At 52.5% G+C, this 17,419-nt stretch carries 24 protein-coding genes and 3 pseudogenes; 19 read left to right on the top strand and 8 right to left on the bottom strand.

From position 1 onward, the window contains the following. Nucleotides 1-5 precede the first annotated feature (5 nt). From ABIE02_RS13085 to ABIE02_RS13165, 17 genes and pseudogenes are all read left to right on the top strand, one after another. Nucleotides 6-422, top strand: a complete 417-nt coding sequence (locus ABIE02_RS13085; RefSeq protein ID WP_032613423.1) for an Imm63 family immunity protein — start codon at nt 6-8, stop codon at nt 420-422. 65 nt (nt 423-487) lie between these two features. Then, the gene (locus ABIE02_RS13090) at nt 488-904 is read left to right on the top strand and encodes a hypothetical protein (RefSeq protein WP_336995179.1); all 417 of its coding nucleotides are present in this window, start codon (nt 488-490) and stop codon (nt 902-904) included. Further along, nucleotides 901-1,251 carry a DNA/RNA non-specific endonuclease gene (locus tag ABIE02_RS13095; RefSeq protein ID WP_336995178.1) on the top strand — a complete coding sequence of 117 codons (351 nt, stop codon included), beginning with the start codon at nt 901-903 and terminating at the stop codon, nt 1,249-1,251. The genes ABIE02_RS13090 and ABIE02_RS13095 overlap by 4 nt, the downstream gene beginning before the upstream one ends. A gap of 32 nt (nt 1,252-1,283) precedes the next feature. Continuing rightward, nucleotides 1,284-1,616: a hypothetical protein gene (locus tag ABIE02_RS13100; RefSeq protein WP_032613425.1), complete on the top strand. Its 333-nt coding sequence runs from the start codon at nt 1,284-1,286 to the stop codon at nt 1,614-1,616. A 204-nt stretch (nt 1,617-1,820) separates the two neighbouring features. Beyond that, nucleotides 1,821-2,261: pseudogene (locus ABIE02_RS13105) on the top strand (VENN motif pre-toxin domain-containing protein); the annotation flags it as partial. Nucleotides 2,262-2,356: 95 nt separating this feature from the next. Then, nucleotides 2,357-2,554 (top strand): hypothetical protein, encoded by a 198-nt coding sequence (locus ABIE02_RS13110; protein ID WP_336995176.1) that lies wholly within the window; start codon nt 2,357-2,359, stop codon nt 2,552-2,554. A 1-nt stretch (nt 2,555) separates the two neighbouring features. After that, nucleotides 2,556-3,065, top strand: a complete 510-nt coding sequence (locus ABIE02_RS13115; RefSeq protein WP_200142784.1) for a DUF2247 family protein — start codon at nt 2,556-2,558, stop codon at nt 3,063-3,065. 228 nt (nt 3,066-3,293) lie between these two features. Then, the gene (locus ABIE02_RS13120; RefSeq protein WP_241258644.1) at nt 3,294-3,599 is read left to right on the top strand and encodes a hypothetical protein; all 306 of its coding nucleotides are present in this window, start codon (nt 3,294-3,296) and stop codon (nt 3,597-3,599) included. 260 nt (nt 3,600-3,859) lie between these two features. Next, complete coding sequence (locus tag ABIE02_RS13125; protein ID WP_260985652.1) at nt 3,860-3,994, top strand: hypothetical protein; 135 nt, start codon at nt 3,860-3,862, stop codon at nt 3,992-3,994. Next, nucleotides 3,991-4,281, top strand: coding sequence for an Imm70 family immunity protein (locus tag ABIE02_RS13130; protein WP_164540917.1), 291 nt, complete (start codon nt 3,991-3,993; stop codon nt 4,279-4,281). Before ABIE02_RS13125 ends, ABIE02_RS13130 begins: the two co-directional genes overlap by 4 nt. 9 nt (nt 4,282-4,290) lie before the next feature. Beyond that, on the top strand, nt 4,291-4,491 hold the full coding sequence (locus ABIE02_RS13135; RefSeq protein ID WP_164540919.1) for a hypothetical protein: 201 nt from the start codon (nt 4,291-4,293) through the stop codon (nt 4,489-4,491). 34 nt (nt 4,492-4,525) lie between these two features. Continuing rightward, nucleotides 4,526-4,879 carry a hypothetical protein gene (locus ABIE02_RS13140; protein ID WP_146054039.1) on the top strand — a complete coding sequence of 118 codons (354 nt, stop codon included), beginning with the start codon at nt 4,526-4,528 and terminating at the stop codon, nt 4,877-4,879. A gap of 40 nt (nt 4,880-4,919) precedes the next feature. Further along, a pseudogene (locus tag ABIE02_RS13145) lies at nt 4,920-5,036 on the top strand (DUF6966 domain-containing protein); the annotation flags it as partial. Nucleotides 5,037-5,072: 36 nt separating this feature from the next. Next, entirely contained in the window at nt 5,073-5,297 is a 225-nt protein-coding gene (locus tag ABIE02_RS13150; RefSeq protein ID WP_164540921.1) for a hypothetical protein, read from the top strand. A 134-nt stretch (nt 5,298-5,431) separates the two neighbouring features. Next, complete coding sequence (locus ABIE02_RS13155; RefSeq protein ID WP_144882617.1) at nt 5,432-5,896, top strand: hypothetical protein; 465 nt, start codon at nt 5,432-5,434, stop codon at nt 5,894-5,896. 106 nt (nt 5,897-6,002) lie between these two features. Then, the gene (locus ABIE02_RS13160; protein WP_103792511.1) at nt 6,003-6,338 is read left to right on the top strand and encodes a hypothetical protein; all 336 of its coding nucleotides are present in this window, start codon (nt 6,003-6,005) and stop codon (nt 6,336-6,338) included. Between the two features lie 401 nt (nt 6,339-6,739). Further along, on the top strand, nt 6,740-7,300 hold the full coding sequence (locus ABIE02_RS13165) for an Ail/Lom family outer membrane beta-barrel protein (protein WP_164540923.1): 561 nt from the start codon (nt 6,740-6,742) through the stop codon (nt 7,298-7,300). Between the two features lie 102 nt (nt 7,301-7,402). Here ABIE02_RS13165 and ABIE02_RS13170 read toward each other — a convergent pair whose 3' ends face one another. Continuing rightward, entirely contained in the window at nt 7,403-8,296 is an 894-nt protein-coding gene (locus tag ABIE02_RS13170) for a LysR family transcriptional regulator (RefSeq protein ID WP_164540924.1), read from the bottom strand. A 97-nt stretch (nt 8,297-8,393) separates the two neighbouring features. Here ABIE02_RS13170 and ABIE02_RS13175 point away from each other — a divergent pair, with 97 nt between their 5' ends. Then, entirely contained in the window at nt 8,394-8,996 is a 603-nt protein-coding gene (locus ABIE02_RS13175) for a short chain dehydrogenase (RefSeq protein WP_032613438.1), read from the top strand. A gap of 37 nt (nt 8,997-9,033) precedes the next feature. Here ABIE02_RS13175 and ABIE02_RS13180 read toward each other — a convergent pair whose 3' ends face one another. From ABIE02_RS13180 to ABIE02_RS13195, 4 genes are read right to left on the bottom strand one after another with little or no spacing between them, the layout of a single operon-like run. Next, nucleotides 9,034-10,032: a transketolase family protein gene (locus ABIE02_RS13180; protein WP_103792513.1), complete on the bottom strand. Its 999-nt coding sequence runs from the start codon at nt 10,030-10,032 to the stop codon at nt 9,034-9,036. Then, the gene (locus tag ABIE02_RS13185; RefSeq protein ID WP_032613440.1) at nt 10,032-10,877 is read right to left on the bottom strand and encodes a transketolase; all 846 of its coding nucleotides are present in this window, start codon (nt 10,875-10,877) and stop codon (nt 10,032-10,034) included. Before ABIE02_RS13185 ends, ABIE02_RS13180 begins: the two co-directional genes overlap by 1 nt. A gap of 12 nt (nt 10,878-10,889) precedes the next feature. Further along, on the bottom strand, nt 10,890-11,639 hold the full coding sequence (locus tag ABIE02_RS13190) for an SDR family NAD(P)-dependent oxidoreductase (protein WP_150872201.1): 750 nt from the start codon (nt 11,637-11,639) through the stop codon (nt 10,890-10,892). Between the two features lie 36 nt (nt 11,640-11,675). Continuing rightward, a complete protein-coding gene (locus ABIE02_RS13195) occupies nt 11,676-13,007 on the bottom strand; it encodes an MFS transporter (protein ID WP_059307341.1) in 1,332 nt (443 codons plus the stop codon). 281 nt (nt 13,008-13,288) lie between these two features. On the opposite strand from ABIE02_RS13195, the gene ABIE02_RS13200 reads away from it, so the two are divergent. Then, complete coding sequence (locus ABIE02_RS13200) at nt 13,289-14,209, top strand: LysR substrate-binding domain-containing protein (protein ID WP_059307340.1); 921 nt, start codon at nt 13,289-13,291, stop codon at nt 14,207-14,209. A 490-nt stretch (nt 14,210-14,699) separates the two neighbouring features. Here the strand turns inward: ABIE02_RS13200 and ABIE02_RS13205 are convergent, their stop codons facing one another. The 3 genes and pseudogenes from ABIE02_RS13205 to ABIE02_RS13215 form a co-directional block, all read right to left on the bottom strand. Beyond that, entirely contained in the window at nt 14,700-16,088 is a 1,389-nt protein-coding gene (locus tag ABIE02_RS13205) for an amidohydrolase family protein (protein WP_234549208.1), read from the bottom strand. A 214-nt stretch (nt 16,089-16,302) separates the two neighbouring features. Further along, a pseudogene (locus ABIE02_RS13210) lies at nt 16,303-16,386 on the bottom strand (hypothetical protein); the annotation flags it as partial. Nucleotides 16,387-16,444: 58 nt separating this feature from the next. After that, the gene (locus tag ABIE02_RS13215) at nt 16,445-17,392 is read right to left on the bottom strand and encodes a carbamate kinase family protein (protein ID WP_151586234.1); all 948 of its coding nucleotides are present in this window, start codon (nt 17,390-17,392) and stop codon (nt 16,445-16,447) included. Between the last annotated feature and the right edge of the window lie 27 nt (nt 17,393-17,419).

Consider the following 17,419-nt stretch of genomic DNA (forward strand, 5'->3'; position numbering starts at 1 on the left):
CTAATATGCTCGCCAATATTAATGAAATACAAAAACAAGTTGATGAGATTATTTTACGAGCAGGTTTTCCAAAACATTCAGTGAATCTGTGTTCTGCTCCCTATGGCGACGGCACTCCCTATATTTCATTCGAAAAAGATTCATATAATTATATTTACTCAGAAAGAGGGTATGAGTTTTCCCGAAAAGTCACTCACTCTTTGAATACGCTGCTTTATTGGATAATGTCCGAATTCGCCTATCAGATTGCCTACCAGTATGAGTTAGAACACAGGGTTGAAGGGAGGGATGGACGGCGCATCGCTTTTCCAAAATTTATTGAAATAATGGCGAATATGAACCCAGCCTGGGAGTCGGAGGCGCGAGTTGACATTCAAAAAATTCTGGCTGAAGCGCCCTACGACGATAGCCTCTATACATAATTGAGGGCAACATCGCAGCGATGCTGGCGCAGGGTAAAATTACAAAGTAAGTGGCCGAAGAGCAGGTGAAGGCCGAAAATGAACGCTATAAGCGCGAAAACTGTGCCGGAATGAGCGCCGAAGCCTGCTCGGTTAAAATGTACACTGAGCGTCGGGAAGCGCTGAAAGAGATGGCGTTATTTGGTGTGGAATTTGTACTCATCGTCGGAGATATTAAAGGGTTTGCGGAAGCGCAATCTGCAGTAGATTATCTGGCCGCTGTAATAGCGATTATTCCGGGGGCAGGTGACGGAGCAAGGAAAGTACTTAAAGCAGCAGAGAAGGCACTGGCAAAAGACGATCTTGATACTGCGTCTACGCTAATCAATAAGGCCAGTGATGAAATTGTTGCTGTATCTGGTAGTAAGGGAAACTGGAGTAAACAGCTGAATAATCCTCTGCCAAATAAAACGTATAAATTGATGGTGATAAAACTTTTGTGACCGATAATCATGGACGGGTAGCATCTATTGAAGCCGATCTGTCATTATTGACGAGAGATCGTAATACCTACCAACAGTGCAAGGCTGGTAAATGTGGGATTACAGGGGATGAAAGTGGTCACCTCATAGCCAGTATTTTTGGAGGTTTGGGTGAGAAGTTTAATATTGTTCCAATGAGTGGCAATCTGAATAAGGTTGTCTGGAAACAAATGGAAAATACGTGGGCTGCTGCACTGAAAGAGGGTAAGCAGGTCAATGTTAAGATAGAACCTGTGTATTCTGGAACGGTAGGTCGCCCGGAAAGCTTTAACGTTTTATACTCTATCAATGGCGAGCGCCCAGTATAATAAAACTTTATTAATGCTCCGGGAGGAAAATAATGAGAAATGATCAAGAGATTTATAAAGATATCGGTACTGTTTTATACAGCATTGCTCCCGACGAAGCTAAAAAGATCATTATGCGTGCAGAGTTATCACCTGAAAACGATCATTGTAAGTATGAATATGATTATCTTGATGCTGCTGATGAAATTCAATGGTTAACGGCAGGTGGAAGGGCGAATACAGATATCCTTCGTTATCTGGTAGAGCTTCGCAACTACTATATCGAAAATAATCTGACCAATGGCCGCCCTGCATGGCATGGATGTGAAGTGACGCTGGATATTGAAAAAATGAAACTCAATATAGACTTCCGATACGACGATTAGTCATCAACGCTCCCGGCCCTTACGCCGGGAGCATGCAATCAGACGGGACCTGTTTAACCTTCTTTCCTGAACAAAAATCCCGCATTCGCAAGTGGGAATCTCAAGAATGAAAAACAGCACTAAATCGTTTATTAACCTTGTTTACCTGTGCTGCGCGACAGGTCTGGCTGTGTTCATTCTGACGCTCCTTGGCCGTTTGAATGGCAGACTTTAGCGTGTAAGGCAGGCGCACAGGCTAAATGGACTGCAATTGACCCTGGACAGGATGGCAGCTTTGCAGCAGGGATGATCGCAGGCGTGCCGGCAGGACTGTATGATGCCGTTGACGGTATCGTGAAGGTCGGGGTAAATCCGCATCAAACTTACGAAGCGCTGAAATCACTGTTTAACAGTGGCGATGTGTTAGGTAACGTTTCAGATGCGATAAAGCAGTCCTATATAGATCGTATTGACCATTTGGAAGCGGAGTATCAGAAAGCTGGCGCCAGTGGTTCGTTTAATGCGGGGGTCGGAGGTGGCAAGCTGGTTACCGATATAGCTGGACTGCTTGCTGGTGGTGCAGGCGTGGCGAAAAACGGCGTCGTTCTCACGGAGAAGATTGTCGTGAAAACCACGACTATGGTGGAAACAGCATTAAAATCTTCGGTTGTTAATAAAATTCTTAAAGCAGACAGAATTGGTAGTGGTTTAAAACCTGACCCAACTCATCGGGGGCGAGTTATCTGAGCCGGGAGCAATTGATGGAAGGGAAAGTTTTCACTCTCAAAGGGGGTGATGGTGTAGAAAGAAAACTTCTTCAGGCTGAAGGTTCCTTTAATGATAAGAAAGGTATATACGAGTATATCTATGATAAGCAAGGGAACATTACACACCAAAGATTTATTGAAGGTGGTAATATAACCGGTCTTCCTAATCAACGGCCACTGAAGGATAAGTGACATGATGTTATATCCGGTACCCTATGATTTTATTGTTAAAAATACTCATCTTTCATGGTGTGATGTGAAGTGGGGTTATGAAAATAATCTCATTGCATCAGACGTGCCCATAAAGATAGCGGAACAAATAGTCTTAACGGGAAGTTATACTGATTCTGAACTTGAATTATCATTCCTTATGCCTGAGAATTCAAATGAGGTGTCTCTCTTTTTAGAGAAGTTGTGCACAGGGTTTGAGCAAGACAATGACTCGACGATCAGGCAAAAATGGTTATTTATTGTTCTAAGCTGGCTTTGGAACAATCGTGCTAGTTTTACAGATCCATTATCTGAAGTTGAAATTATTTATGCAGATTTTGACTACCCCGCTGAAATAGAGGGTTTTGTTAAATATATGCCTCCTTCTGATGGATATGATCCATCCACGCATTCTCAGACGGAAAATATGAATCATTTAATGGAGAACTGGGTGAATTATTTAGAAGAAAAGTTTGTGGAGTATAAAAAGTAAAAATCCTGAAATCTGTGTCGGCACGCCAGAATGTCCCGTTTCAGGTAAAGAACAGCCCGATCATTTGCATCGGGCTATGAGATTTTTCAAACATTTAGCCAAATCAAAAACAGCACTAAATCGTTTATTAACCTTATCAAAGCTGTCCTTTCAGTGTAGCCGTAGTTCGGCTCTCCCCCCTCAAATACTCTCTAAATCTCTCGCACATCCTGAGTGGCCGAAGAGCAGGTGAAGGCCGAAAATGAACGCTATAAGCACGAAAACTGTGCCGGGATGAGCGCCGAAGCCTGCGCGGTTAAAATGTACACTGAGCGTCGGGAAGCGCTGAAAGAGATGGCCTCGCTCGGAGCGGATTTTGTTCCGGTAGTGGGTACTATAAAAAGTGTAGCGGAGGCACAGTCAGCACTGGATTATCTCAATGCAGCCGCTTCCTTAATTCCAGGAGGACGTGTTGCTGCAGGCGTGCTCAAAATAGCAGAGAAGGCACTGGCTAAAGGTGATGTTATTGAAGCGTCTAAGCCAACGATGAGATAGCCACTGCTTCACGTCCCAGCCGCAGGCAATCAGAAATAGATGTAGGTAAAGATCTCGGTGACGGATGGCGTGAACAAGTCAGCTTCAAAGACGGCAAAGAGGTTCCTTATGGTACGAAAGGCGGAGTTCGTCCTGACTGGTGCCAAGGATATGTTTGTAGTGTTGAAGTAAAAAACTATAATATTACGACTAACAAAAATGGATTGATTAACAATGTTACAAAACAGGCTGTTTAGCGACAGAAGAATTTACCTGAAGGAATGCAAAAGCAATTAGTGATTGATATGCGTGGGCAGAGTGTGACAGCCGTAGATAGAATGAAAATTGTAAAAGGCGTTGTAGAAAAATCAAATGGTGCAATTGCTCCTTCCTCAATCAGGTTTAAAACACAATGAAAAATGTAGGAATACTTGCAGCGATGACTCTTGCAGAAGTTGGGCCAGCGTCTGATGTGAAAGTTTTTTTTAATGTGGTGCTTTCTTTATTAGAAAACGGCACCAACGGTAGCAAATACCCCTGGGTAATGGAAAAGCTATATCGTGGGTCTTTAGCTTATGATGATCTTTCCAAAGTTAAAAACGAGCTGGACTCCATTAAAAATGAATTTTCAGCAATATTACCTGATAATATTGAGTGGTCGTCATTTGGGATAGATAAAAATCACTCCCGATTAAATTTTTAAGGAAGGAGTTTGTTTTCAGTCTTTGAGCGATTCTTTAAAGCTTTTGATGAAGCATTAGAATGTACAGAGGTTTACTATCAAAGCTTTAATGAGTATATACCTGTAAGAGTGGGGTTCACCGACGCGCCGCATTATATTGATGATGTTAATAGAACATCAGAGCAATACAATGCATTAGGACCAAATGATGAACCTTTTTGGTTACAATAAAATCAGGAAATATTGTTAACCTTATGAGGTAATTATGGCTGGATGGTTGTATTTCGGAGGACAAGATGGTGTCTCATTGGGATCTTCCGCGATTGATTTTATCGCTTCTTATTTACGGCCTTATATTGCCGGAGTAAGCACAGAGGTTATGGAAAAAGTTTATGAAACCTATGACCTCTTCGATGATACATTAGATTTTTCCGCTTTATCATCAAAAGATTATATGCATTGTTACAGCCAGTTATTAACATCTTTTGAAACTGATCTTGCGGCGGTTCCGATTATTAACGGGAAATCGCGGCAGTGGGCAATTGGCATCTGGCATGATGAAATAAAGCCCAAAATGCAGGCATCACCACTGTATAATCCTGATTTGTTGAATAAATAGACAAACCCCGACCTTTGTGCCGGGGGCATGCTGACAGACGTATAGCGGAATGGGGTCACTAAGCGATCTCGTATTGTATAGAAACGGAAAGGTTTTGATGGGTGAAAACGATGAATTCGATCAGCTCAGACGGGACCTGTTTAACCTTCTTTCCTGAACAAAAATCCCGCATTCGCAAGTGGGAATTTCGAAAATGAGAAACAGCATTAAATCGTTTATTAACCTTGTTTACCTGTGCTGCGCGACAGGTCTGGCCGTGTTCATCCTGACGCTCCTTGGCCGTTTAGTCGGTGCGGGATTAGCATGGAATGTGAAGGAGGATTTCCCCTTCTCTTTCAAAGATGTGTTGATATGTATTGAGTTAACCTGGCTGGGGCTGCCTGCAGGTTTGAGCATCTGGTTTTTTTATTATCGATAAACAGCCCAGGGAACACCCTATTATAATAGTTAACAATTGCCTGGCACTCGGTTAGCGGAATTTTTGCTATAAATTTGTGCTTTAACAAACAAGATATTATTGTTGAGAAATACACGCCAGATGGGAGTTATAAAATGACAGTGGAATGGGCTAGTTTTATAGATGTCCTTGGTAAAAGGGAAGATTCTGTTGAAGTTATTAACCTGTGTCAGGCTATTGGTGAATCCCCGGTTATATCAACTGAAGCTGATGAATATAACGATCCTGATGGGAAAACGAAGTACTATAAATTTTTCCACTCTGGTATTGAGATGGGGTTTCGGAAAGCCTGCTTAAGTCATGTTCATTTTTATTTTGGCAATGAAGATGGATATTCACCTTTTACAGGCAATTTTATCCCAGGAATTAAAGGCGGGATGGACAGGACATTCATTACAAAATTGCTCGGAAAACCCACGTTGTCTGGCGAAGGCAAAGTCGACATGCTCCTTGGCTGGATCAATGGATGGTCAAAATACGAATATGGGAACCACTCACTACATCTTCAGTACACGGAGCATAATCACCTGTGTCACGCAACGCTGATGAAAAAATTATAACAGCATAATTTGCAACGATTTTTATCAAATTTTAGCCTGAATGGTGTATGATGATTACGGGCATAAAATTGCCTCATTTGAACTAATTTATCTGTCAGGAAAAATGATGCGTCAATCCCAGGCTATTTATAATGATATTGGCTCGGTCTTAATAGCCGCAGCGCCCGATAGTGCCGCAAAAATCATTGCGCGCGCTGAGCTGTCGCCTGAAGGCGACCACTGCAAATGTGAATTTGATTATGTTGACATCACCTCAGGAGAGACAAACTGGTTCACTGCTGGCGCACATGCCAATGCTGAATTGCTGGATCTCTTAGTTGAGCTGAGGACATTTATTGTGGAAAATGTCTCATCACAACGGCCCTCATTCTGGCACGCCTGTGAAATAACAGTCGATGTTGAAAAGCTCAAAATCACTATTGATTTTAAATACGGCGATTAGCAGACACTACTCACCTACTACATGAAATCTCCTGATAAATATATGAGCGAGTTAGGGGATCTGCACAATAGAATCGGTCAATTACTGGTTAATGCCGGTCCTGCTGATGCAAAGTAAATCCTTGCTCGCCAGTTACCCTTTACGTCTCCTGTTGGTTAATCTGCGGGATTATTACACTCAGAATAATATGACCAACGGTTATGATGAGTAAACGTGCTCCCCTACCAATACAGGGGGGGCTAATTCCAGGACTATTCCGGCCTTTAAGATTATTCCCTATTTTATCCCCCGGTAAAAAAACCAACAATTTTACCGCCTTAATTTGCAGTGGAATATCTCCAGCCTGAAGGATGGGGAGATATGGCATTACACATAAAAAACGACAACAAGGATTACGGAAAATGAAAAAAATAGCTCTGGCGGTATGGGTTGCGGCAACGCTGACAAGCGGCGCTGCTCTGGCGGATAATCAGACCGTTTCTGTGGGTTATGCGCAGAGTAACGTTGAAGACTTTAAAAATATCCGCGGCGTGAACGTTCAGTATCGCTATGAGTGGGATTCCCCGGTTAGCCTGGTGGGCTCATTCACCTATATGAGCGGCGATCAGGACGAGCATTATTATCTTTTCTCTGACTCCGTTAAAAACCATATCGAAGTGAAATATTACTCCCTGATGGCTGGCCCGGCGTATCGCCTGAACGAATTCGTTTCCCTGTATGCGCTGGGCGGTGTGGCGCGCGTGAAAGCAGACGGCCACACCACCTGGGTGAACGGTGGCGACTACTATACCCAGCGCGACGGTATCGATGAGAAATCCACCTCTTTCGCCTACGGCGCGGGCGTGCAGTTCAACGCAACGCCTGACCTGGCGATCCACGTCGGTTACGAAGGCACCACGGCCGATCTGGGCGACGATTACGGCATCAACGGTTGGAATGTAGGCGTAGGTTATCGCTTCTGATTGGTGCGGCCTGATGCCCTCACCCCGACCCTCTCCCACAGGGAGAGGGTGAAAATCACCGCACCATCCTGTAACGCCCGGCAAGCGCAGCACCGCCGGGCGTTACAGATCGCACGATTCCCGGGCCTGCATGATATGGGCGATAAACTGGGTAAGTTTCGGTAACGGCCGTAAGTCCTGACGCCACAACAAATGCACCGGCCTCGGCTGGGGGGTGAAATTCTCCAGTACCCGAATCAGCCGACCATTCGCCAGCTCGTCCGCCACCAGCACCTCCGGTTGTAACAGTAATCCAGCCCCGGCAATCGCCGCCATTCGCAGCCCGTACCCGTCGTTACAGCGCAAGATCGCATCGCGCTTCCAGCGCACCTCCCCCTCCATGCCCGGTAGCCGCCACTCGTTGCGCGCGGTCCACACCGTGTGCGACAGACAAAGATGATCCACCAGATCGTCCGGCGTTTGCGGCGTGCCGTTACGGGCTAAATAGTCCGGTGCGGCGCAGATCACCATTCGGTACGGGCAAAGGTATTTCGCCACCAGATCCTCGGTGTGAATGTCGCCGATACGGATCGCCAGGTCCACCCCCTCCTCCACCAGATCGACCATCCGGTTGGTCAGATCCAGCTCGACGCGCACCTCCGGGAAGCGCTGCAAAAAGGTGGCGGTCAGCGGGGCGATCACGCACCCGCCGAACGAGGTGGGCGCCGTCACCCGCAGCGTGCCCGCCGGGGCGGTACGCAGACGCTCTACCGAGCGTTCAGCGATGGCGACCTGCTCGATGACCCGCTTTGCCTCTTCAAACCAGACCCGCCCGGCATCGGTCAGACTCTGGCGGCGGGTGTTGCGCTCCAGCAGCCGGGTGCCAAGCTGCGCCTCCAGCCAGGCGATGTACTTCCCGACCATCACCGCCGACATCTCCAGCCGCGCCGCAGCACCGGTAAAGCTGCCGCTCTCCACCACCGCGATAAAAGTCTCCATTCCGCGAAGCTTATCCATATTGCAAACCTCTGGTTAGTAATGATCTAACTTTAGCCCAGTTTATCCCTCTTTTAATTTGCTAAACAATGAAGGCTCACAACATAAGGAGTCGGCTATGAAAATCGTCATTATTGGTGCCAGCGGTACGGTTGGTCGCGCAGTCACAGAAGAGTTAAGTCGTCGTCACGACGTCATTCGCGTGGGCCGCACGAAAGGCGATCATCAGGTGGATATCACCTCGCAGGCCAGCGTGCAGGCGCTGTTTGAGAAGATCGGCCCGGTGGATGCGATTGTCTCCGCCAGCGGCGGGCTGCACTTTGGCCCGCTTACGACCATGACCGACAGCGAATTTAACCAGGGGTTGCAGGACAAGTTACTGGGTCAGGTGCGCCTGGCGCTAACCGGCCAGCATTACCTGAATGAAGGCGGCTCGATTACCCTGATTAGCGGGATTGTGGCCCACGAGCCGATTGCCCAGGGCGTGAACGCCACCACGGTGAATGCGGCGCTGGAAGGCTTTGTTCGCGCTGCCGCCTGTGAACTGCCGCGCGGGATCCGCATCAACCTGATTAGCCCGACGGTACTGACCGAATCCGCCGAGGCCTACGACGGCTTCTTCCCGGGGTTTGAAAGCGTGCCCGCCGCGAGCGTGGCCCAGGCCTATCGCCGCAGCGTGGAAGGGGTGCAGAGCGGACGGGTGTATAAGGTGGGATATTAATGGCGATCGGGGCGAGTCGGCCTCGCCCCGGTTAATGTCACAGCCTGCGGCGAATTTTTTCCACCATCGCCGCGGTAGAGATCCCATAGCGGTCGTGCAGGGTCGGTAGCGCCCCGGCATCGAGGAAGGCATCCGGCAGTGCGACGGTATCGAAATCGACGTTCACGCGATGGCGCATCAGGAGCGAGGCCACCGCCTCGCACAGCCCGCCGACGCTGCTGTGGTTTTCCGCCACTACCACCAGCCTGCCCGGCTTCGCCGCCTGCGCCAGAATGGTCTCTTCGTCCAGCGGCTTGATGGTCGGCGAGTGAAGCACGGCCACGCTGATGTTATCTTTGCGCAGCTGTTTTGCCGCCTCCAGCGCCCGCATGGTCATTAACCCGGAGGCGATAATCAGCACGTCGCTCCCCTCTTCCAGCAGCGCGGCTTTACCGATGCGGAACTGGTAGTTGTACTGATCCAGCACCACCGGTACTTTGCCACGCAGCAGGCGCATATAGACCGGGCCATTGTGCGCCGCAATAGCGGGGACCGCCTGCTCGGTATCTATGGCGTCGCAGGGGTCGATAATGGTCATGCCCGGAATGCCGCGCATGATGGCGATATCCTCCGTTGCCTGATGGCTCGGGCCGTAACCGGTGGTCAGCCCCGGCAGCGCTGCGCAGATTTTCACATTGAGATGCTCTTCAGCGATCACCTGATGAATAAAGTCATAGGCGCGGCGGGTAGCAAATACTGCATAGGTGGTGGCGAAGGGGATAAAGCCCTCTTTTGCCATCCCGCCTGCGGCGCCCATTAACAGCTGTTCCGCCATCCCCATCTGGTAGAAGCGCTCCGGGTAAGCCTGGGCAAAAATATGCAGATCGGTGTACTTCGACAGATCTGCCGTCATGCCGACGATCTCCGGGCGTTGCTCCGCCAGCTTCACCAGCGCGTGGCCAAACGGCGCGGCGCGGGTCTCCTGACCTTCGTCGGCAATAGAGGCGATCATGGCCGAGGTGGTTAAACGCGGTTTTTTTTCGCTTGTCTGGCTCATCATTGCACTCCTTCCGGTTTGTTCGCGTCCAGTACCGCGAGCGCTTTTTGCCACTCGTCAGCGTCCACGCGTATGAAATGGTTCTTGTCGCGCTGCTCAAGGAAGGGCACGCCCTTGCCCATCAGGGTGTCGCACAGGATGACGCGCGGCTGGCTCTCCGGGTAGCGCTTCGCGTTATCAAAGGCTGCGACCAAAGATGGCACGTCATTACCGTTGACCCGCTGCACGTACCAGCCGAACGAGGTCCACTTATCTTCCAGCGGCTCAAAGCCAAGGATTTTGTGCGAGTTGCCGTCGGCCTGCTGACGGTTGATATCCACCAGCACGATCAGGTTCGACAGGCCGTAATGGGCGGCAGACATCGCCGCCTCCCAGGTAGACCCCTCGTCCAGCTCGCCGTCGGACATGGAGTTGATCACCCAGGCTGCACTGTTTTTATGCTTCAGCCCCAGGGCCATGCCCACGCCGATGCTTAAGCCCTGTCCCAGCGAGCCGCCGGAGATCTCCATGCCCGGCGTGTAGGTCGCCATACCGGACATTGGCAGACGGCTGTCGTCCGAGCCGTAGGTCTCCAGCTCCTCTTCAGGAATAATCCCCGCCTCGATCAGCGCCGCATAACAGGCGATGGCGTAGTGTCCGTGGGAGAGCAGAAAGCGGTCGCGTCCTTCCCATTCGGGTTCGTCGGGTTTGATGGACATGCCGTGGGCAAAAGCGGTGGCCAGCACATCTGCATAGCCCAGCGCCTGGCCGATATAACCCTGCCCCTGCACTTCCCCCATCCGCAGCGCATAGCGGCGAATGCGCCAGGCGGCAGCGGCAACCTGTTGTACTGTCGTATCAGTCATGTTGATGTCTCCTTAGTGGATCAGCATGCCGCCGTTCACGTCGAGCGTGATGCCGGTGGAGTAGGAAGAGAGATCGCTGCCCAGGAACAGCGCGGCCCGGGCAATATCCTGCGCATCGCCAAGACGGTTCAGCGGGATGCCCGCCAGAATGGCGGTTTTCATCTCATCGGAGAGTTTGCCCGCGGTGATATCGGTCTGAATCAGTCCCGGGGTGATGCAGTTCACGCGCACGTTATCCGGCCCCAGCTCGCGCGCCATGGCTTTTGCCAGCCCCAGCACGCCCGCTTTTGCCGCGCTGTAGTGCGGCCCGCCGAAAATGCCGCCGCCGCGCTGGGCCGATACCGAGGAGATACAGACGATACTGCCGGACTGCTGAGCGCGCATGGTGGGGATCACCGCCTGGGACATCAACAAGGTGCCACGCAGGCTCACGTCCAGTACCGCGTCATAGTTTTCGCGCTTAATATCCATCAGCTTGATGGGCTGGGTGATCCCGGCGTTATTTACCAGAATATCGATACGCCCGTATTTACCCAGCACCTGCTCGATAGCGGCGTTAACCTGCTGCTCGTTGCTGACGTTGGCCGCTAGGCCCAGATGGGCTGCTCCCAGGCTCGCCGCAGCCGCCTGGCTGGCGTCGGCATTTAAATCAATAATGACAACCTTTGCCCCCTGTTCGGCATATAATTTTGCGGTGGCAAAACCCAAACCGCGTACGGAGGCCGCGCCGGTAATAACGGCGACTTTATCTTTCAGTAGCATATATTTACTCCATGATCGTGAGGGGTATTAAATTTATTATTTCGGCTCTTCCAGCAGGAATATCACGAATAAACCAATGGCCGCGCAAATGCCGAAATAAATAAAGACGGAATTAAAACTTCCTGTTTTATCCAGCAGATAACCGGCCAGCATCGGTGAGACAAATCCGCCGAGATTGCCGCCGCTATTAATGATCGACGCGGCAATGGGATAGGTTTTACTGTCTGCCACGGCCATTCCGTAGGCCGTAAAGGCGGGCCAGCCGATATTCAGACAGAGACCGACAAAAAAGAGGCCGATGCAGACCGCCACGGTGCTTTGCGGAATATTGAGCATAATGATCATCATCACCACGGTGCTGATGGCGGTAAACATCATGGTCGGCTTGCGTCTGCGCCCCAGCAGCTTGTCCGAGACGTAGCCGCCGAAGATGGCCCCGATGAACCCACCGATGCAAGGCATGCTGGCGACCAGCCCCATACTCATGAAGGTAAAGCCCTTCTCTTTCACCAGATAGAGCGGGATCCAGGTGAGCAGGCCGTAAAGTACGCTCACCATCATGAAGTAGGCCACGCAGTCGCCCAGAATGTTCTTCGAGGTGAACAGCCCTTTTACCGTGCTTACCGGGGTGAGGTCGCGAACGCGGATCAGGCGGTCAAGCCCGCTAAAGCGCGGTGCGATGACAATATTTTCCCGGCGGGAGGTGGCCGTCTCTTGCCCTTGAGTAATGGTTTCCAGCTCGGCCCGGGAGACAAAGGCGCTTTCACCGGGTTTGGTGCGTACCAGCAGATACCAGACTACCGCGATAACCAGCCCCGGAATGGCGAAGGAGAAAAAGACCCAGCGCCAGCCCCAGGTCATGGCGATCCAGACCGCCAGCGGCGGAACAAAAATGGGCGCAAACATGGTTGCGGCGATATAGACGCCGGTGGCGGTGGCTTTCTCCTTCGGCGGGAACCAGTTGTTGATGGTCGAGGCCAGCCCCACCGGGCATGGCCCTTCCGTCAGCCCGAGGCCGAGACGAATAAACTTCAGCCCCAGTACCGATGTCGCCGTACCCATCAGCCAGGTGAAGGCAGAAAAGCCAAAAATGGAGAGCGCCACCATACCGCGGATGCCTTTTTTGGCGATAAAAAAGCCCGCCGGGATTTGGCTGAGTGCATAGCCCAGAAAAAACATACTGGCGATGGCACCGGCTTCGAAATTATTGATATGGAATTCGTCGATGATAAAGGGAAGTACGGCTCCGATATTTGTTCTGTCTGCATAATTAATGGCATACACAATAAATATCAACGCCAGTACCACGAAGCGATAATTGGTTTTTTTGGTCGCTATGTAGGGGGTAGCTTGTTCTATACGAGACATGTTTTACCTCATTATTCGAACAACGTGAGTCGTTTTAATTTCGTGTTCAACGTCAATATATCGGCTTGCATTTGAAACACCATGCAATAAAACTCATTTATTGCTGAGATAAATTTGATTCGCGATATACGTCATAAAAATAACGCGGAAATTGGCCGGGATATAATGCGCAGAAAAATGTGGCGGGGATCATGTTTAATCCATTCAGCCCGAATAACATTGCTGGCACCAGGCCAGAATGCTATGTTTTTTTACCGCAACAGATTCAAGGAGAACGGGTTATGCCCGCGCAGGATCGCCAGACGCTACCCTTACCCTCGCTGCGAAATATTCAGTCTTTCCTGGCGGTCGCCAATGCCCTGAGTATTCACCAGGCGGCCGAGCAACTTAACGTCACACCATCGGCGGTGAGCCATCAGATTGCGGCGCTGGAAGCCTGGCTGGGCAAAAAGCTGTTTATCCGCAGCGGCAAAGGCGTACTGCTTACGCAGACCGGGGAAAAGTACCTCCGTGACGTGTCGGCGGCCATGAGCGCGATTGGCCGCGCCACCGAGCAGGTAATGAAGGAAGCGGATAACCCGGTGCTGCGCATTCACTCTTCCCCCACTTTTGGCCTGACATGGCTGCTGCGCCGTCTGGGCAAGTTTCGCGCGCACTATCCTGATATCACCGTTAACCTGACCTGCTCGTATGAAAACCTGCAGTTCGCCCGGGATAACATCGATATCGATATTCGTCACGGCATCCCGGACTGGGACGCCTATCGGGTGATGACCATTAAAAACGATGCGCTGGTGGTGCTGGCCTCGCCGGACTATCTGCGCGAGCACCCGGTCGCGTCACCGCAGGATCTCCTGCAACAGGCGTTGATTTCCTCCACCAGCACCCTGGTTAACTGGGAAAAATGGTTCGCGTGGCACAACATCGACAGGCCCTGGCTCAACTTCAGCCTGAGCTTCGACCGTTCCTATATGAGCTTTGAAGCCGCCCGCATGGGACTGGGGTTTATTCTGGAAAGTAAAATGATGGCCACCGACCACCTGAACGACGGTTCGCTGGTAGAGGTGTTTCCCGCCGAGCCGGGTATTGCCATTAACGCGCATCATCTGGTGATGCCGCATATGAACGAGCGCAGCTGGAAGATCCAGCAGTTTGTCGAGTGGATTGACCGGGAGCTGCGATTATCGGGGTATCACCTGTAGCGCCAATACGATCTGTTGTCCTATTCCACAGGGAGGTCGCCTGTTCCCCTCACCCCAACCCTCTCCCCAAAGGGGAGAGGGGGCTGACCGTGCCAGTTTTTTGTGGGGATCCCTCGGCCCACCTGAGTCGCATGTTTCCCCTCACCCCAACCCTCTCCCCAAAGGGGAGAGGGAGCTGACCGTGCCAGTTTTTGTGTGAGGATCGCTTAGCCCACAGGGAGGTGGCATGTTTCCCCTCACCCCAACCCTCTCCCCAAAGGGGAGAGGGGGCCGACCGTGCCAGTTTTTGTGTGAGGATCGCTTAGCCCACAGGGAGGTGGCATGTTCGCCCCTCACCCCAACCCTCTCCCCAAAGGGGAGAGGGGGCCGACCGTGCCAATTTTTTGTGGGGAGCCTCAGCCCACAGGGAGGTCGCATTTTTCCCCTCACCCCAACCCTCTCCCCAAAGGGGAGAGGGGGCCGACCGTGCCCATTTTTTTGTGGGGATCTCTCAGCCTACCGTGCCCCAGACGAGGTTGCCGTTATGGAAGGTGGCGGTACGCGGGGAAATGCGCGCCACCGCTTCGGCGGAACAGGAGGCATCCACCAGCACAAAGCTGGCGGCATCCTGGGCTTTCGGCCATACCCGCTCGCCGTTGTCGTTCAGCGGCAGCACGTCGCCGGTCGCTATCCCTAATGCGCGAGAAAGCGTCTGCTCGTTCGGGCGAATATAGAGCTGGGCATAGAGGTTGGCTTTTTCCAGCATGTCGCCGAGGCCATACGGCGACCAGTGGTCGATCACGCTGTCGGTGCCGGTCATGACAAATACGCCTTTATCGCGCAGCTGCTTAAGCGGCATATGCAGGGTGCCAATTGGCACCGTGGAGGCGATAGTCACCTGCTGCGCCGCCATGCGGGTGGCGATCTCATCCACCTGCTGCTCGTTCATCGTTGCCAGCGCAAAGGCATGGCTGATGGTCAGCTTGCCTTTCAGCTCGGGGGTTTTCTCCACGGTCTGCACCATGTAGTTCACCGCCGCCACGCCCGCCGGGCTGGTTTCGTGCAGGTGGATATCCACCCCTTTGTCGTAATCAAGCGCAATCTGGAACATGAGGTCGAGGGATTTCTCCATCGCGCCATCGACGCTGGTGGGATCCAGCCCGCCGACGTAGTGCGCCCCGGCCTGCATCGCTTCGCGCATCAGCTTTTCAGCGTTCGAGAGCAACAGTCCGTGCTGCGGGAAGGCGACAATTTCACAATCGAAGCCAGGTTTACGCCGGGCCAGTACCGCCTGTAAATTTTCCAGGTTTTTCAGCCCGGAAACCGGTTCGATATTGCAGTGGCTGCGGGCGATGGTGGAGCCTTTCGACTGGATCAGATCGATTAACTTTTCTGCCCGCTCCTGAGTGTAGGGTTGCAGTTCCGGGAGCAGCTTCTGCTCAAGGCGGATCATATCCTGAATGGTGGTGCCCGCCGGACGGTTAAGCGAGCGCCACGGGCCGCCGTAGAAGGTTTTATCCAGATGGATGTGCATGTCGCGCATCGCCGGTAGCAGCAGCTTGCCGCCAGCATCGTAGTGCGGCAGCGTGGCGTCGGCGTGGCTGTTATTGTCCAGCAGCGCGGCGATTTTGCCGTCCTTGATCTCCAGCGTTTTCAGCTCGGTGCGGGTGCTGACGGCCACGTTGCCGTCAAAGTTAAACCCGGCCTCCAGCAGCACGTTGTCCAGATAGTAGTGTGTCGCGGTGATGTTCATCGGTTTGCCCGTCTCGCAGATCGGTTTCGCTGGGTCAGCAGCATACGCGACGGATCCGGTCGCGCCAAACAGGGCGCAGGCGGTGGCAGCAGTAGCGATTTTGCCGCTCTGGCTGAGAAACTCCCGGCGGCTTTTATTCTCTGTCATTGTCTCTTCCTTTTACTTACCTATTCACAACCAGCGGGCCGAAGCCTGCCAGGGTTAATTCATTACACTCACAGCGGACTAAAGCCCGCCGGGGTTAAACCACAACACATGCCGCGAGCTGAAGCGCGCCGGAGTTGAGTCACACCACACACAGCGGGCAGGAAGCCCGCCGAAGTTAAACTCAACACACGCAGCGGGCTGAAGCCCGCCGGGGTTAAGCCACAATATGGGTACCTGTTTCCCCGCGCAGCGCTGCGGGCAGACAGTCCGGCGAGGTGATGATTACCCGCATGCCGCCAGCTGAAGCCCGCCGAAGTTAAGCCACAACACACGCAGCGGACTGAAGCCCGCCGGGGTTAAGCCACAATATGGGTACCGGTCTCCCCGCGCAGCGCCGCAGGCAGGCAGTCCGGCGAGGTGATGATCACCCGCGTGCCGCCGTGGTGCAGGAATGCCAGGCTGGCAACGATTTTCGGCAGCATGCTGCCTGCCGGGAAGTGGCCCTCCTCCATGTAGCGCGTCATCTGCGCCACGTTCACCGTCTCCAGCGCCTGCTGGTTGGGTTTGCCGAAGTTAATGCACACTTTCTCCACGCCGGTGGTGATCACCAGCACATCGGCGCGGATCTCTCTGGCCAGCAGCGCGGTGGAGAGATCTTTGTCGATCACCGCATCCACGCTCTGGTAGTCGCCCTGTTCGGTACGCACTACGGGAATGCCGCCGCCGCCCGCGCCAATCACCACAAAGCCTTTTTGCGTAAGAGCCTTGATGGCGTCGGCTTCGACGATACGCACCGGCTGCGGCGAGGCCACCACGCGGCGGTATCCGCGGCCAGAATCTTCGACGAAATGCCAGTCGGGATGGGCCTGCTGAAGCGCGTCCCGCTGGGCCTCGCTGAAAAACGCGCCAATGGGTTTAGTGGGATGGGTAAAGCCGGGGTCGTTTTTATCCACTTCCACCTGGGTGACCACCGTCACCGCCTTTTGCTCGCCGCGAGCGGCAAGGCGGTTGTTCAGCGCCTGCTGGATCAGGTAGCCGATCCCGCCCTGGGTATCGGCCACGCAGTTTGCCAGCGGGGTGAGCGGCAGTCCTTCCCGCTCGTGGGCAATTTCGGCCCGGCGCAGATCCAGCCCCACCTGGGGACCGTTGCCGTGTGTAAGCACGATGTCATAGTCGGAGGCCAACATTTCCAGCACCGACTCCGCGACCGCTTTCACCGCCTGCGCCTGGTGTTCAATCGACTGGCTGGCGTTATCTTTGATAATGCTGTTGCCGCCGATGGCGACGACCATGAGTTGTTTCATACGTTTTCCTTCGTAACGGTGCGGTCT

It is taken from the genome of Leclercia sp. 1548, from assembly GCF_050435045.1.
Classification (GTDB): Bacteria; Pseudomonadota; Gammaproteobacteria; order Enterobacterales; family Enterobacteriaceae; genus Enterobacter; species Enterobacter adecarboxylatus.

What these genes read in the sequence shown, in the direction of transcription:
- ABIE02_RS13140 (WP_146054039.1), top strand. Translation starts at nt 4,526, where the DNA reads ATGGCTGGATGGTTGTATTTCGGAGGACAAGATGGTGTCTCATTGGGA.
- ABIE02_RS13110 (WP_336995176.1), top strand. Translation starts at nt 2,357, where the DNA reads ATGGAAGGGAAAGTTTTCACTCTCAAAGGGGGTGATGGTGTAGAAAGA.
- ABIE02_RS13195 (WP_059307341.1), bottom strand. Translation starts at nt 13,007, where the DNA reads ATGTCTCGTATAGAACAAGCTACCCCCTACATAGCGACCAAAAAAACC.
- ABIE02_RS13165 (WP_164540923.1), top strand. Translation starts at nt 6,740, where the DNA reads ATGAAAAAAATAGCTCTGGCGGTATGGGTTGCGGCAACGCTGACAAGC.
- ABIE02_RS13200 (WP_059307340.1), top strand. Translation starts at nt 13,289, where the DNA reads ATGCCCGCGCAGGATCGCCAGACGCTACCCTTACCCTCGCTGCGAAAT.
- ABIE02_RS13125 (WP_260985652.1), top strand. Translation starts at nt 3,860, where the DNA reads ATGCAAAAGCAATTAGTGATTGATATGCGTGGGCAGAGTGTGACAGCC.
- ABIE02_RS13150 (WP_164540921.1), top strand. Translation starts at nt 5,073, where the DNA reads ATGAGAAACAGCATTAAATCGTTTATTAACCTTGTTTACCTGTGCTGC.
- ABIE02_RS13190 (WP_150872201.1), bottom strand. Translation starts at nt 11,639, where the DNA reads ATGCTACTGAAAGATAAAGTCGCCGTTATTACCGGCGCGGCCTCCGTA.
- ABIE02_RS13175 (WP_032613438.1), top strand. Translation starts at nt 8,394, where the DNA reads ATGAAAATCGTCATTATTGGTGCCAGCGGTACGGTTGGTCGCGCAGTC.
- ABIE02_RS13130 (WP_164540917.1), top strand. Translation starts at nt 3,991, where the DNA reads ATGAAAAATGTAGGAATACTTGCAGCGATGACTCTTGCAGAAGTTGGG.
- ABIE02_RS13100 (WP_032613425.1), top strand. Translation starts at nt 1,284, where the DNA reads ATGAGAAATGATCAAGAGATTTATAAAGATATCGGTACTGTTTTATAC.
- ABIE02_RS13155 (WP_144882617.1), top strand. Translation starts at nt 5,432, where the DNA reads ATGACAGTGGAATGGGCTAGTTTTATAGATGTCCTTGGTAAAAGGGAA.
- ABIE02_RS13205 (WP_234549208.1), bottom strand. Translation starts at nt 16,088, where the DNA reads ATGACAGAGAATAAAAGCCGCCGGGAGTTTCTCAGCCAGAGCGGCAAA.
- ABIE02_RS13215 (WP_151586234.1), bottom strand. Translation starts at nt 17,392, where the DNA reads ATGAAACAACTCATGGTCGTCGCCATCGGCGGCAACAGCATTATCAAA.
- ABIE02_RS13180 (WP_103792513.1), bottom strand. Translation starts at nt 10,032, where the DNA reads ATGAGCCAGACAAGCGAAAAAAAACCGCGTTTAACCACCTCGGCCATG.
- ABIE02_RS13115 (WP_200142784.1), top strand. Translation starts at nt 2,556, where the DNA reads ATGATGTTATATCCGGTACCCTATGATTTTATTGTTAAAAATACTCAT.
- ABIE02_RS13160 (WP_103792511.1), top strand. Translation starts at nt 6,003, where the DNA reads ATGCGTCAATCCCAGGCTATTTATAATGATATTGGCTCGGTCTTAATA.
- ABIE02_RS13185 (WP_032613440.1), bottom strand. Translation starts at nt 10,877, where the DNA reads ATGACTGATACGACAGTACAACAGGTTGCCGCTGCCGCCTGGCGCATT.
- ABIE02_RS13170 (WP_164540924.1), bottom strand. Translation starts at nt 8,296, where the DNA reads ATGGATAAGCTTCGCGGAATGGAGACTTTTATCGCGGTGGTGGAGAGC.
- ABIE02_RS13085 (WP_032613423.1), top strand. Translation starts at nt 6, where the DNA reads ATGCTCGCCAATATTAATGAAATACAAAAACAAGTTGATGAGATTATT.